The sequence below is a fragment of the Flavobacterium melibiosi genome (genome assembly GCF_048158545.1).
Classification (GTDB): domain Bacteria; phylum Bacteroidota; class Bacteroidia; order Flavobacteriales; family Flavobacteriaceae; genus Flavobacterium; species Flavobacterium melibiosi.
Map to the genome: position 1 here is coordinate 138,055 of NZ_JBLNKU010000010.1, position 14,883 is coordinate 152,937.

Here is a 14,883-nt window from a genome sequence, read left to right on the forward strand (position 1 = left end):
CTTTTGGACTTTAAAGACACGTACAACACCATTGAATTTCCCTCTTCAGAAATACTATTCAAAGAAAAAAACAGCAAATTCTTTGGTTATGCTTACCCAATACAATCTGAAGACGAAGTAAAACCGCTAATCGAAATTTTACGAAAACAGCACCCCAACGCAGGACATTTTTGTTATGCTTACCAAATAGGCACTGAAACCGTAATTTATAGAGCTAATGATGACGGCGAACCCAGCAACACTGCTGGCACGCCTATTTATGGACAAATTCTGTCATTTTCTGTAACCAATGTACTAATTGTAGTAGTTCGGATTTTTGGTGGTGTAAAACTAGGTGTTGGTGGATTGATATCTGCTTATAAGATGACCGCTCAAATGGTTCTTCAAACTTGTGAAATAATCGAAAAAACTATAAATATTCATTATTCGATCACATTTGATTATAAAAACATGAACAAAGTGATGCGCATAATTAAGGAGAAAAGGTTGGAAATTGTAACTCAAGAAATGGAAATAAACGAAAATTCCGGGCTTCCGATAGGCAAAATCGAAATAAAGACCCGAAAAAAAAATGCCGAAATGGTATTCGACATTTTCAATCTGATGTTTGAAATCGATATAAAACGACTCTAATTTCTATTCGAAATTGCTATTTTTATAATTTATTCTATCCTTTTTAACAATTCTAAAATATAATCTGGAGGAGCTGTTGGACGACCCGTTTTTAGAGACACAAAAACCAAAATAAATTGGGCAGTTGTTAATAACTCATCAGACTCATTATAAATAGCGCAATCAAATTCAATCTTCACAGAACTCTGACTTTTGAAAGTGGTATGAACGGTAAGCAACTCATCATACCGAGCTGATTTTTTATAATTTATATTCATCGAAACAATTGGCAACCCAATACCACTTTCTTCCATACTTTTATATGAAACCCCTTTATTTCTAAGCCATTCCACCCTTCCTATCTCAAAATAGGGGATGTAATTTCCATGATATACAACGCCCATTTGGTCCGTTTCTGAGTAACGTACACGAACTTGAATTTGATGATCTTTCATTAATTATGTATTAAAAATTATAAATTTAAAAAGCGCCTTACAACAATAATTTATAAAATTATCCCCTAAATTATTTTTTTTTACAGAAATTTGTTCACATATTTGTTACCCCGAAAAACAATAAAATTTCACACTTTTTTTAGTAGGACAATAATTACCGAATAAAAATAATTTAACAGAATATATGAACAAAACTGCTCAATCAGTATGGGAAAACTGTTTGTCTTTCATAAAAGACAACATTCAGGATCAAGCTTACAAAACTTGGTTCGAACCAATCAAATCAGTTGAACTTACCGATAACGCATTATATATTCAAGTTCCAAGTAAATTTTTCTACGAATGGCTGGAAGAGCACTATGTGAAATTATTAAAAGTGGCGCTTACCAAAGAACTTGGAAAAAATGCAAAGTTACTTTATAAAATCAGAATGGAAAACACTTATGGCAATAAACAACCGTTTACTGAACAATTGCCAAGTGCTAATAGAGTTCCTATGAAGCCCCAAGAAGTTGATGCTCCATTTAAAAACTTGAACCCTGAATTAAAAAATCCATTTGTAATCCCGGGAATTCGGAATTTAAAAATTGAATCTCAACTTAATGCAAATTACAGTTTTGATAATTTTCTTGAAGGAGACTCTAATAGATTAGCGCGTTCTGCTGGTATGGCTGTTGCCAATAAACCTGGGGGAACTTCATTTAATCCATTATTAATTTTTGGAGGAGTTGGTCTTGGAAAAACCCACTTAGCGCATGCTATTGGTGTGGAAATAAAAGATAAATACCCTGAAAAAACTGTTTTATATATATCTGCTGAAATTTTCACGCAACAATACATTGACTCGGTAAAGAAAAATAACCGAAATGATTTCATACACTTCTATCAATTAATTGATGTTTTAATTATTGATGATGTACAATTCCTTTCTGGAAAATCAGGAACTCAGGATGTATTTTTCCATATTTTCAATTATTTGCACCAAAATGGAAAACAGGTAATCTTGACATCTGACAAGGCACCAGTTGACATGCAAGATATTGAACAACGTTTATTATCTCGTTTCAAATGGGGATTGTCTGCAGAATTGCACCAACCGGATTATGAAACCAGAATTTCTATCTTGAAAAATATATTATATAGAGATGGTGTAGAAATACCTGAAGAAATAATAGAATACGTTGCAAGAAACATCAAATCAAATGTAAGAGAATTGGAAGGAGCAATTATTTCCTTGATTGCACAATCGTCTTTTAATAAAAAAGAAGTTACTTTAGAACTTGCTAAAAGTGTTGTTGAAAAATTTGTAAAAAATGTAAAACGAGAAATTTCTATCGATTATATTCAAAAAATTGTTTCCGATTATTTTCAATTGGATTTAGAAACGCTACAATCAAAAACTCGAAAGAGGCATGTTGTACAAGCGAGGCAATTAGCTATGTTTTTTGCTAAAAAATTCACAAAAGCATCTTTGGCGAACATAGGTTCACAAATTGGAGATAGAGATCACGCTACAGTATTACATGCATGCAAAACCGTTGACAATTTAGTTGCTACCGACAAACAATTCAAAAAATTTGTTGAGGATATCAATAAAAAATTAACGCTATAAGAGCATCATGTCCATAAAAATTTTAATGGTTTGTTTAGGAAATATTTGTCGGTCTCCCTTAGCCGAAGGTATATTAGCATCAAAACTCCCAAAAAATAAATTCACAGTTGATTCAGCAGGAACAGGTTCATGGCATATTGGTCATTCACCTGATGTTCGTTCTATTGCTGTTGCAAAAAAAAATAAAATAAATATTTCAAATCAAAAAGGACGACAATTCAGCACATCTGATTTTGACACTTATGATTATATCTTTGTAATGGATAATTCTAATTACGAAAATGTTGTTGAGCTGGCTGAAACCAAAGATCAAAAAGAAAAAGTGAACCTTATTTTGAATGAGTTATTTCCAAATGAAAATGTAGATGTCCCTGATCCTTATTTTGGTTTACCAAACGGATTCGAAATAGTTTACAATATGCTTGATGAAGTTTGTGACCTAATTGCTAAAAAATTAATAGCCAAACATCAATAATCTCTCGGTTTTAAAAATTTATTTTAGAAGGACTTAGTGTTGATTTAAAAGCAATTCTAGTATTTACAAAAAAAGTTCCACAAACAATTTACTTTAAAAACATAAAATCAAACTGATGAAATCAATCCCTCTTTTAGGAAAACTCTATTTAATACCAACTACATTGGGAGATAGTGACCCTATGGATGTCTTGCCACAAACCATAAAAAGAAGTATCGATTTTATTGATTATTATATCGTTGAAAACGAAAAAACAGCCCGAAAATCAATCAAAGGAGTTAGCCCTGAAAAGAAACAATCGGAGCTAAAACTTTTTGTTTTAAACAAACACACTGAAACTGCAGCGCATTTAGATTTTATCAAGCCTTTGTTAGAAGGAAAAAATGTAGGATTAATGAGTGAAGCTGGTTGTCCTGGCGTTGCCGACCCTGGCGCAGTAATTGTAAAACTGGCTCATGAAAAAGGAATACAAGTTGTTCCTCTCGTAGGTCCTTCTTCTATTCTTTTGGCAATGATGGCTTCTGGAATGAACGGACAAAGTTTTACATTTAATGGGTATTTACCAATAGAAAAAGGCGAAAAGAAAACGGCTCTTAAAACGCTGGAAAAGCTTTCTCAAGACAAAAACCAATCTCAAATCTTTATAGAAACTCCTTATAGAAACAATAAAATGTTGGAGGATATTTTACAAGCCTTAAATCCTGCAACCTATCTTTGTATTGCAACTGATATTACTTTGCCTACAGAATATATCAAAACTATGCGAGCTTCTGATTGGAAAAAAACACAGGTGGATTTACACAATCGCCCTACTATTTTTATAATTCATAAAATGTAGAACCAAAGGTTTTAGAATTCAAAGTCATACCAAAGTCGTATTTACGAATCAATGGTTTTGAAAATTATACTGATACACTTGCTTTGCTCTAAAAAATTAATCTCCAAAATTAAACGTTTGGAAAATGTCCACGTATTGCAAAAATATCACTTGCCGAAAATTTATTTTTTTATTGGAAATAAAAAACGACAATTCTTCTTTATTTCATAGTCACAAGAGGATTTTCTTGCTAAAAATAAAGACAAATCTCCCTGTCATATTAACGTTATTTACAGAAAAAATTAACCCAATGACTTTGAAAAAAACAGTAACTTTACTAGTGCCCTATATCATTTTTTGATTTAAAATTCAAAAAAAACAAAACCTCTAATGTTTTTAACTATTATGATTTAAACAACCTAAAAAACAAAAAGGGGAAGAAAATTATAAACCTTGACAAATATATTTTAATCATAATAGTAGCCTGACTTGATTATAATTTAAAACTAAATGTCATGAAATGTTTTATTATTTTTTTGTTATTTTTAAGCATAACCACAGCGTCTTATTCACAAGATAAAAAAGAAAGTGACTCAGAAGACAGGAATATCAGAATGGAAGAATTACCGGGAGTTGTAATTAAAAGTGCTGGAAAGGACTTCTCTGTATATTTACCAGATAGAAATCCCGATAAAGACGTAAGAGCTCTGCAAGAAGAGTTTATAGCTTATGATTTGGGGAAAGATTATGAAGGATATGAGACATACTTACTGGTTATGGAAACCGAAAAAGGCTCTTTATCAGCTACTTATAATGAAACCGGAAAATTAACTAGTGTTGTAGAAAACTATAAAAATGTAAGACTTCCTAGTAGTGTAATTTACTCTGTTTACAAAGCTTTCCCTGGATGGAAAATTGTAAATGATAAATTTTTATATTCTCAAAAAGAAGGTGATGTAATTAAAAAAGAATATAATCTCAGAATAAAAAAAGACAAAGAAACTCGAAAATTAGTTGTCAATACAAATGGAGATATTGTTAAAGGAATCTAATCACAAATAACTATAAATTAAAAGCTATCGTTCGGGTAGCTTTTTTTTTAAACAAATACAAATATTCATCTTGACGTTTACGTAAATCTAAACAGCAAATGGATATTTTTAGTTGACAATAATAGTTTCCGAAAATCAAAATCATGATTAAACCAGTACATTTATAACATAATAAATTACAATCATTTTATGAGTAAACTTCCAAATATCAGCACGAGTATTTTTACGGTTATGTCAAAAATGGCCGCTGAATATAACGCCATCAATCTTTCACAAGGTTTTCCAAACTTTCCCGTTGACAAAAGATTAACTGATATAGTAGCCAAACTGGCTAAAGAAAATGTGCATCAATACACACCAATGTCTGGCTACGCACCATTATTATCAAAAATAGCGACACTAGTTAAGAACTCCTATGGAAGAACTGTTCAACCTGAAACAGAATTGCTGGTTACCGCCGGAGCGACCCAAGCCATTTTCACCACTATAACAGCTTTAATAAAAAATAATGATGACGTAATTATCTTAGATCCAAGTTATGATTGCTATGAAGCACCCGTATTATTATGCAACGCAAATCCGGTTCGGGTAGCGCTAAACGATGATTATACTGCAAATTGGGAAATTATCGAAAAAGCGTGTACGTCAAAAACCAAAATGATTATCATTAATAATCCGCATAATCCAACGGGGAAAATTTTGACAGAATCTGATTTTGAAGCCTTGGAAATCCTGTTGGAAAAATATCCTAATATCCTGCTTCTTTCTGACGAAGTGTATGAATACATCACTTTCGAGGAAAAACATATTTCGGCTCATACACGCGAGAAACTATTAAATCGTTGCGTGATGGTTTCCTCTTTTGGAAAATCGTTCCATGTTACGGGATGGAAAGTGGGTTATTTAGTAGCTCCTGAATACTTAATGAAGGAAATCAAAAAAGTACATCAGTTTTTAGTTTTTAGCGTAAATAGCATTTGTCAGTTTGCCATTAGCGAATATTTAGATATCGTTTCTATAGCTGAAATTGGGAAATTATATCAGGAAAAACGGGATTACTTTAGACAATTATTAAAAGACAGCCGCTTCGAACTCATGCCATGCGAGGGAACTTATTTTCAGGTGGCTTCGTATGCAGCTATATCAAATGAGAATGATGTTGATTTTTGTAAACGCCTCATCATTGGACATGGTGTAGCTGCAATTCCTATTTCTACTTTTTATGCCGATGGAAAAGACCTGAAATTAATACGTTTCTGTTTTGCCAAAGACAATGCAACGCTGGAAGAAGCCGCTAAAAGATTGTATGCTATTTAAAAGAAACTATTTTGTTTTTATTATGCATGCATACTATTTAATTTTATTATATTTACAATAAAAAAATATCGAAAATATGAGTTATACAGATAAAATGTTACGTGACGATGCCCTAAAAGGCAAAGTGATTGTCGTAACCGGAGGCGGAAGCGGTTTAGGAAAAGCAATGACTAAATATTTCTTGGAATTGGGTGCAGAAGTTGCCATCACTTCCAGAGATTTAGAAAAACTAAAAAATACTGCTGCAGAACTTGAAACGGAAACAGGCGGAACTTGTCTTCCCATTCAATGTGATGTGCGTCATTATGAAGAAGTCGAAAACATGCTCCAAGAAGTGTTGAAAGCTTTTGGTAAAGTAGATGTTTTACTGAATAATGCTGCCGGAAATTTCATTTCTCCAACCGAAAGATTATCTGCCAATGCTTTTGATACTGTAATTGATATTGTTTTAAAAGGCACCAAAAACTGCACCCTTGCTTTTGGTAAACATTGGATTGACACCAAACAAAAATCATCTACCATCTTAAATATCGTTACGACTTATGCTTGGACAGGTTCGGCTTATGTAGTGCCTAGCGCAACTGCAAAAGCTGGAGTTTTGGCCATGACACGAAGTCTTGCGGTAGAATGGGCAAAATACGGAATTCGTTCTAATGCCATTGCTCCGGGACCATTCCCAACTAAAGGTGCGTGGGACAGATTATTGCCAGGAGATTTAGCCGAAAAATTTGATATGGCAAAAAAAGTGCCGTTAAAACGTGTTGGAGATCATCAGGAATTAGCCAATTTAGCGGCTTATTTAGTTTCTGATTTCTCAGCTTATGTAAACGGTGAAGTGGTTGTTATTGATGGAGGCGAATGGCTGAAAGGAGCCGGACAATTCAATATTCTGGAAGCTATTCCCGAAGAACTTTGGGATCAGCTGGAAATGATGATTAAAGCAAAAAAGAATAAATAATATTTTTATAAATTGAACCATTAAGAGATTAAGAAAAATTAAGAATTAACGCTTAATAAAACTTACTTTCTTAATGGTTTAATTTTTATTATTATCCAAGGCGAGTGAAATTTCACTTTTCAGCAAACCACTTCCACCGCCATAATGCTGTACAATACTTATATTCGGATTTTGATTTTTGAAAAAAGCGCACAATTCAGTTTCGCTTTCTTCCTGAATTCCGGAACCCAACAATACAAGGGAAAAATCTTTTTTTAGAAAAATATCCTTCGCTTCCTCATCATTCATAACACCTATTCCATTCCAATTATCATTTGCATTTATTAATCGGACTACAGTTGCCAAAATTTCCAGATGTCTTCCTATGTATAAAATATTTATGGTTTCCATCATTCGACTTTTAAAAAACACAAACCCCAAGAGAAATAATTCTTTGAGATTTGTGCTTATTTATTTTAAAATTATTGTTGCACAAATTGCAATTCGATATTCAAACGAACTTCTTCGCTTACTAAAACACCTCCAGTTTCAAGAGCCGAATTCCAGTTTAATCCCCAATCTTTTCTATTGATTTTTCCTTCTAACGAAAGTGCCATTTTAGTATTTCCCCATGGATCTTTCATTAATCCTCCGTATTCTGCAGCTAATTTTACTGATTTTGTAACACCGTGTAAGGTTAAATCACCAACCAATTCATATTCACCTTCATTAATTTTGGTGAAAGAAGTAGCGCTAAATTTAATTTCTGGAAACTGTGCAGCATCAAAAAAATCTGGACTCAATAAATGAGTATCTCTATCTGCATTTCCTGTTGTTATGGAATCAATTGCTCCGGTAAATTCAATTTTTGCATTTTCAAAATCGTTATCTTCTGATTCAATCGTTGCATCGAATTTTGAAAATTTACCTGAAACATTGGTGAACATCATGTGTTTCACTTTAAAACCAATTTCTGAGTGTGTTGGGTCAATTACCCATTTTGTTGTTGACATAGTATTATTTTTTATTGAAATTGTTATTATTTATTATCATTGAAATTGCCATTGCCATTGCCATTGCCATTGAAATTACCTTAAATACTCATCGGTACTTCCATCAATAGGATTTCGGCATTGGCGGAATTAGCGGTAATTTTAATAGTATTGGTATCCCAAATTCCTAATCCATCACGTTCATTTAGAACGATGTTCCCTATAGTGAAATCCCCTTTCAAAACAAAAGCATAGATTCCATTTCCCGGTTTTTTCAATTCATACGAAATAGAAAAATCATTGTCAAATTTCCCAATATGAAACCAAGCATCCTGATGAATCCAAACCCCTTCGTCTTCTAGATTTGGTGACAAAATTTGCTGCAATTTATTGTGACGATCCTTTAAGTCTAAAGTGATTTGGTCATAACGAGGCGTTACATTTTTCTGATTTGGATAAATCCAAATCTGTAAAAATTTAACCAACTGGTCTTTGTTTTTATTGTATTCACTGTGAAAAATTCCGGTACCGGCACTCATCGCTTGAATATCGCCTTCTTTGATTACGGTAGTATTTCCCATACTGTCTTGGTGTTCTAAATCACCTTCGAGCGGAATGGAAATAATTTCCATATTGTCATGCGGATGTTTCCCAAAACCCATTCCCTGATTGACTCTGTCATCATTCAAAACGCGCAGCACTCCAAAATTCATTCGTTCTGGATTGTGGTAATTTGCAAAACTAAAAGTGTGAAAGGATTCTAACCAACCGTGATTCGCATGACCGCGAGTATCCGCTTTATGCAAAACGGAATTCGTAATTGCTCCTTCTATTATTTTATCTGTATTTTCCATTGTTCTGTTCTTTAATATTGTGGTACAAAGTTGCGTCAAAAAAAAAGCGCATGCATTGAACTAGGACAAGAAATGAAAAATAACGAGAATTTAGTGTTTGGCTATTTTAGTTCTTATTTTACTAAGAAACTCCGCCGAAATACCCAAATAGGAAGCAATGTAATGCTGGGCAACGCGCTGTGAAAGTGTGGGATAATGTTCGAGAAATTCCAAATATTTCTCGGTGGCAGTTTTAGAAATAGTATTGAATAAGCGTTCTTGGGTAACCGCCAGATTGCGTTGCATTAGGATGCGGAAAGCGCGTTCAAACTTTGGTGCTCTAGCGAATAACTCTTCTTTAGTGTCTGGGTTGAACATAAAGAACTCACAATCTTCCAATGTTTCAATATATACCCGACTCGGTTTATCTTCGTAAATACTAAAAGAAATATCGCTAATCCAAGCATTTTCGATGGCAAATTGTAGAATGACTTCAAAACCATTGGCATCAATATAATATTTCCTGACACAACCTTTGATAACAAAAGCTTCAAAATTGCACATCTCGCCTTCATGAAGCAAAATCGTTTTCTTAGGAACCGTTTTATATTCCAATAAAGAATTAAAAATTTCTAATTCTTCCGGTTCAAAAGTGACATAACGACTAATATTTTTATTGATTTGTGAATACAAAATTCTTCTATTTTTAGAAAACTAAAGGTAGAAAAAAATGCTAATTAATAACACCCAATAAATATATTAAATTAGCAACATTTCCTCAAAAAACAAAAACCACTCGCAATTAAATTCCTATTTTTGCTTTGACAAATAAATAATACATCTTTTATGCTCATTATAGGAATTGCAGGTGGTACAGGAAGCGGAAAAACAACCGTAGTGCATCAGATTATGAATGAATTACCAGAAACCGAAGTAGGGATTATTTCGCAAGACTCGTATTATAAAGAAAATCACGGACTGTCATTTGATGAAAGAGCATTAATTAATTTTGATCATCCACGTGCCATTGATTTCGAATTATTGGTAACTCACCTTAAGGAATTAAAAGAAGGAAACAACATTCATCAACCTGTTTATTCGTTTGTAACGCACAATAGAACGGACGATACCGTTTTTACACATCCTCGAAAAGTGATGATTGTAGAAGGGATTTTAATTTTGGCAAACCCAGAATTAAGAGAATTATTTGATGTAAAAATATACGTTCATGCTGATTCTGACGAAAGATTAATCCGCCGTATGAAACGCGATATCGCTGAACGTGGCCGTGATATGCATGAAGTAATCAACAGATACCAAACAACATTGAAGCCAATGCACGAACAGTTTATAGAACCTACCAAAGCATTTGCAGACATCATCATACCAAACGACAAGTACAATACGGTCGCCATTGATGTAGTTCGTGCGGTAATAAATCAAAAAATTCTATAATTTAGTTGTAATTTTAGTGTAATAATTATTAGGAGCTATTTCCCGCTTTCCGTTTCAATCTTTTAGTATGTGAATCTTCCTTCGTCATCATCACATCCTAAAAGGATTTTCACTTTAATCGGGGCTAAAAAAAATAAAAAATGACAAATCCGTATAAAGACAAACCTTGGTTTAAATTTTTAAGTAACAAATATGTCTGGGTCTTGTTATTTTTTACTACTTGGATGATTTTTCTGGATAACTATTCTTATTTCGGACATCGTGTTTTAGACAAACAAATCAACGAATTGGAAGACAATGCCAATTATTATAAGGAAGAAATAAAAAAAGACCAAGAGAATATCAAGCAATTAAAAAATTCAGAACAGATAGAAAAATACGCCCGAGAAAAGTACTATATGAAAAAAGATAGTGAAGATATTTATATCATTGAATTCGAAGGCGACACGATTGAAAAATAAAATCCCATCCCCAACCCTTCCCAAAGGGAAGGGAGTGTAAAATTTATAGTAATTATTGAAAACGCAACACCCAGTTTCAGCTCACTTTCCTTTGGTGATGCTGGGATTAGGAAAACCATAAACAAAATGACAACAAATCTTTTCGATGATTTCAATCCCATTTCCTCCAAACAATGGAAACAAAAAATTCAGTTTGAACTCAATGGAGCTGATTATAATGAAACCTTAGTTTGGAATTCTCCCGAAGACATCCAAGTGAAACCTTTTTATCACAAAGATGAGTTCTCAAAAGTTTTTTCGGTAACTACTAAAGCGACAAATTTCAGAATTTGCCAAAACATATTTGTTTACGATATTGATAAATCAATCGAAAGAGCATTAGATTCCTTGAGTCGTGGTGCTGACAGCCTTCGTTTTACAATAGAAAACGAATCGATTGATGTTACCAATCTATTGGAGAAATTACCTTTAAAAAAAGTTACCGTTTACTTTCATTTGGATTTCATCTCAATCGATTTCGTCAAAAAAATTGATGCTTTTGCAAAGAAAAACAATACTACTATTTTCTGTAATCTGGATCCAATTGGGCAATTAGCCAAAGACGGAAACTGGTTTATAACCAAAGAAAAGAGCAATTTTGACACCCTGAATTTACTTTCAGCAGCGACAACTTCTGTATCGTTAATAAGCATCAATGCGTCATTGTATCAAAATTCCGGTGCCAACATGGTGCAGCAAATTGCCTATAGTTTAGGACATGTTAATGAATATTTCAATAGAATTGATGCTATAAATAAACCCATTGTTTTTGAAGTTGCCGTTGGGACAAATTACTTTTTTGAAATTGCAAAACTGCGTGCCTTACGATTACTTTTTAATTTAATTGCCAAAGAATACAACCACAACTTAGATTGCAACATCATCGTTTCGCCTACCAAACGAAACAAAACATTATATGATTATAACGTGAATATGTTGCGAACCACAACCGAGTGTATGAGTGCTATTATTGGAGGAGCAGATGCTATTGCCAACTTACCTTACGATGCGTTGTATCACAAAGACAATGAATTTGGCGACCGAATCGCGAGAAATCAATTGTTGATTCTCAAAAATGAAAGTTATTTTGACAAAGTTAATAATCCGGCTGACGGCAGTTATTATATCGAAAATCTTACCAATCAATTAGCCGAAAAATCATTGGCTTTATTCAAAGATATTGAGGCAAATGGCGGTTTCCTGAAACAACTTAATGATGGAATCATCAAAAGAAAAATTCAGGAAAGTGCTGATACCGCACAAGCATTATTTGACAACGGTAAAGAAATTTTATTGGGAACAAACAATCATCCAAACAAACAGGATAAGATGAAACATGATTTAGAGCTGTTCCCTTTTGTAAAAGTCAAACCAAGAAAAACATTGATTACACCAATAATCGAAAAACGTCTGGCAGAAAAAATAGAACAAGAGCGATTGGATCTTGAATAACATTCCCCAATTTCGATTAATCAAAATTAAAAATTCATCAGCATTCGTGTAATTTGGTACTAAACAAATGAAAAGAAAAGATTTACAACATATAAAATTAGAAAGTACGCCCTTGAAAGTAGAGAATGAAAATTCTTTGGCTGATGTATTTCTTACAGCAGAGGGAATCGAACTAAAACCAACGTACTCGGAACAAGACATTGAGAATCTTAACCATCTTGATTTTGGAGCTGGTTTCGCACCAAATTTACGCGGACCTTATGCAACAATGTACGTCCGCCGTCCATGGACTGTGCGTCAATATGCAGGATTTTCGACTGCTGAAGAAAGCAATGCTTTTTACAGAAGAAATCTGGCTGCAGGTCAAAAAGGACTTTCCATCGCTTTTGATTTACCTACACATCGTGGGTATGATTCGGACCACGAACGTGTGGTAGGCGATGTAGGAAAAGCAGGAGTTGCGATTGATTCCGTGGAAGACATGAAAGTATTATTCGACCAAATTCCGCTGGACGAAATGTCAGTTTCCATGACCATGAACGGTGCCGTTTTACCCATTATGGCTTTCTATATTGTCGCTGCCGAAGAACAAGGCGTAAAACCGGAGTTACTTTCCGGAACAATACAAAATGACATTCTGAAAGAGTTTATGGTGCGCAATACTTATATTTATCCACCAACACCTTCGATGAAAATCATTGCTGATATTTTTGAATTCACCAGCAAAAAAATGCCCAAATTTAACTCGATTTCCATTTCAGGATATCACATGCAAGAAGCTGGAGCCACTGCAGATATTGAATTGGCTTATACCCTAGCCGATGGATTGGAATACATTAGAACAGGATTAGCGACCGGAATGAAAATTGATGAATTCGCTCCAAGATTATCCTTTTTCTGGGCGATTGGAATGAACCATTTTATGGAAATTGCCAAAATGCGCGCCGGCAGAATGATATGGGCGAAACTGGTGAAACAATTCGAACCAAAAGATGATAAATCATTAGCCTTGCGAACCCATTGTCAAACTTCCGGTTGGAGTTTAACGGAGCAAGATCCCTTTAACAATGTGGCTCGAACCTGTATTGAAGCAGCCGCAGCCGCTTTTGGAGGAACACAATCTTTACATACCAATGCTTTGGATGAAGCCATCGCTTTACCAACGGATTTCTCGGCAAGAATTGCCAGAAACACACAGCTTTATTTACAGGAAGAAACTAAAATCACCAAAACCGTTGACCCTTGGGCCGGTAGTTATTATGTAGAAAGCTTGACGAATGAGATTGCCGAAAATGCTTGGAAGCTTATTGAAGAAGTGGAAGAACTGGGCGGAATGACCAAAGCCATTGAATCCGGAATTCCAAAACTTCGAATAGAAGAAGCTGCGGCCAGAAAACAAGCCAGAATAGACAGCGGTCAGGATATTATTGTGGGCGTAAATCAATACCGATTAGAAAAAGAAGATCCTTTACAGATTCTGGATGTAGATAACCAAATGGTTCGCAAGCAACAATTGGAACAATTAGACCGAATCAAAGCGACTCGAGATACTGAAAAAGTCCAAAATTCATTAAAAAAACTAACCCTTTGTGCGCAAACAGGAGAAGGTAATTTATTGGAAATTGCCGTAGAAGCCGCTAGAAACCGAACAACATTAGGAGAAATCAGTGATGCGTTGGAAGCGGTTTTTGGAAGATACAAAGCACAAATTAAATCCTTTAGCGGTGTGTATAGTAAAGAAATAAAAGACGACAAAAGTTTTGAAAAAGCAAAACAATTAGCAGATGAATTTGCTAAAAAAGAAGGACGTCGCCCTCGAATAATGATTGCCAAAATGGGACAAGACGGGCACGATCGTGGCGCAAAAGTGGTGGCTACCGGTTACGCTGATGTAGGTTTTGATGTAGACATTGGCCCTCTTTTTCAAACACCAGCCGAAGCGGCCAAACAAGCCATAGAAAACGACGTTCACATTTTAGGAGTTTCCTCTCTTGCGGCAGGACACAAAACCCTTGTGCCGCAAGTGATCGAAGAACTAAAAAAGTACGGTCGAGAAGATATCATGGTGGTAGTAGGCGGAGTAATACCTGCACAAGATTACCAGTTTTTATTTGATGCCGGTGCGGTTGCCGTATTTGGACCCGGAACAAAAATTAGTGAAGCGGCTATCAAAATATTAGAAATCTTAATGGAAAGTTTCGAATAAATAAAAAGAACAGCATCTAGAAATAGTAAAAACACCAATCTTTCGATTGGTGTTTTTTTTTGTTTTCAATCCAACTAAATGATGTTTAATTCCTATTAAAATAAAGAATATTGACGCTATTTTATTAACATAATTTATTGTAAAATTTAACGGTTATCGTTAAATAAA

Annotated in this window: 16 protein-coding genes; 11 read left to right on the forward strand and 5 right to left on the reverse strand. The window is 34.2% G+C overall.

Translation table 11 applies throughout. The annotated features are described in order from the left end of the window. Positions 1 to 3: 3 nt before the first annotated feature. Positions 4 to 633 carry an IMPACT family protein gene (locus ACM55F_RS13180; protein ID WP_416854264.1) on the forward strand — a complete coding sequence of 210 codons (630 nt, stop codon included), beginning with the start codon at positions 4 to 6 and terminating at the stop codon, positions 631 to 633. Positions 634 to 662: 29 nt separating this feature from the next. On the opposite strand, the gene ACM55F_RS13185 is transcribed toward ACM55F_RS13180, so the two are convergent. Continuing rightward, positions 663 to 1,067 carry an acyl-CoA thioesterase gene (locus ACM55F_RS13185; RefSeq protein ID WP_416854265.1) on the reverse strand — a complete coding sequence of 135 codons (405 nt, stop codon included), beginning with the start codon at positions 1,065 to 1,067 and terminating at the stop codon, positions 663 to 665. Positions 1,068 to 1,251: 184 nt separating this feature from the next. Here ACM55F_RS13185 and dnaA point away from each other — a divergent pair, with 184 nt between their 5' ends. The 6 genes from dnaA to ACM55F_RS13215 all read left to right on the forward strand — a co-directional run bounded on the left by dnaA (position 1,252) and on the right by ACM55F_RS13215 (position 7,298). Beyond that, a complete protein-coding gene (dnaA, locus tag ACM55F_RS13190) occupies positions 1,252 to 2,679 on the forward strand; it encodes a chromosomal replication initiator protein DnaA (protein WP_035674283.1) in 1,428 nt (475 codons plus the stop codon). Between the two features lie 7 nt (positions 2,680 to 2,686). After that, entirely contained in the window at positions 2,687 to 3,154 is a 468-nt protein-coding gene (locus ACM55F_RS13195) for a low molecular weight protein-tyrosine-phosphatase (protein WP_416854266.1), read from the forward strand. A gap of 115 nt (positions 3,155 to 3,269) precedes the next feature. Next, a complete protein-coding gene (locus tag ACM55F_RS13200) occupies positions 3,270 to 3,992 on the forward strand; it encodes an SAM-dependent methyltransferase (protein WP_416854267.1) in 723 nt (240 codons plus the stop codon). Between the two features lie 494 nt (positions 3,993 to 4,486). After that, positions 4,487 to 5,023, forward strand: coding sequence for a hypothetical protein (locus ACM55F_RS13205; RefSeq protein ID WP_416854268.1), 537 nt, complete (start codon positions 4,487 to 4,489; stop codon positions 5,021 to 5,023). Positions 5,024 to 5,212: 189 nt separating this feature from the next. Then, positions 5,213 to 6,340, forward strand: coding sequence for a methionine aminotransferase (locus ACM55F_RS13210; protein WP_416854269.1), 1,128 nt, complete (start codon positions 5,213 to 5,215; stop codon positions 6,338 to 6,340). Between the two features lie 76 nt (positions 6,341 to 6,416). Next, positions 6,417 to 7,298 carry an SDR family oxidoreductase gene (locus ACM55F_RS13215; RefSeq protein ID WP_416854270.1) on the forward strand — a complete coding sequence of 294 codons (882 nt, stop codon included), beginning with the start codon at positions 6,417 to 6,419 and terminating at the stop codon, positions 7,296 to 7,298. A 78-nt stretch (positions 7,299 to 7,376) separates the two neighbouring features. Here ACM55F_RS13215 and ACM55F_RS13220 read toward each other — a convergent pair whose 3' ends face one another. The 4 genes from ACM55F_RS13220 to ACM55F_RS13235 form a co-directional block, all read right to left on the reverse strand. After that, positions 7,377 to 7,688, reverse strand: coding sequence for a response regulator (locus ACM55F_RS13220; protein WP_416854271.1), 312 nt, complete (start codon positions 7,686 to 7,688; stop codon positions 7,377 to 7,379). 71 nt (positions 7,689 to 7,759) lie between these two features. Further along, positions 7,760 to 8,290, reverse strand: coding sequence for a YceI family protein (locus ACM55F_RS13225; protein ID WP_416854272.1), 531 nt, complete (start codon positions 8,288 to 8,290; stop codon positions 7,760 to 7,762). 80 nt (positions 8,291 to 8,370) lie between these two features. Then, a complete protein-coding gene (locus tag ACM55F_RS13230; RefSeq protein ID WP_416854273.1) occupies positions 8,371 to 9,123 on the reverse strand; it encodes a pirin family protein in 753 nt (250 codons plus the stop codon). Positions 9,124 to 9,213: 90 nt separating this feature from the next. Further along, positions 9,214 to 9,795, reverse strand: coding sequence for a Crp/Fnr family transcriptional regulator (locus ACM55F_RS13235; RefSeq protein WP_416854274.1), 582 nt, complete (start codon positions 9,793 to 9,795; stop codon positions 9,214 to 9,216). Positions 9,796 to 9,948: 153 nt separating this feature from the next. On the opposite strand from ACM55F_RS13235, the gene udk reads away from it, so the two are divergent. The 4 genes from udk to scpA all read left to right on the forward strand — a co-directional run bounded on the left by udk (position 9,949) and on the right by scpA (position 14,715). After that, positions 9,949 to 10,557, forward strand: coding sequence for a uridine kinase (udk, locus tag ACM55F_RS13240; RefSeq protein WP_099714582.1), 609 nt, complete (start codon positions 9,949 to 9,951; stop codon positions 10,555 to 10,557). Positions 10,558 to 10,697: 140 nt separating this feature from the next. Further along, positions 10,698 to 11,018, forward strand: coding sequence for an FtsB family cell division protein (locus ACM55F_RS13245; RefSeq protein ID WP_282710459.1), 321 nt, complete (start codon positions 10,698 to 10,700; stop codon positions 11,016 to 11,018). A 126-nt stretch (positions 11,019 to 11,144) separates the two neighbouring features. After that, positions 11,145 to 12,509 (forward strand): methylmalonyl-CoA mutase subunit beta, encoded by a 1,365-nt coding sequence (locus tag ACM55F_RS13250; protein WP_416854275.1) that lies wholly within the window; start codon positions 11,145 to 11,147, stop codon positions 12,507 to 12,509. A 67-nt stretch (positions 12,510 to 12,576) separates the two neighbouring features. After that, positions 12,577 to 14,715, forward strand: coding sequence for a methylmalonyl-CoA mutase (scpA, locus tag ACM55F_RS13255; RefSeq protein WP_416854276.1), 2,139 nt, complete (start codon positions 12,577 to 12,579; stop codon positions 14,713 to 14,715). Positions 14,716 to 14,883 lie beyond the last annotated feature (168 nt).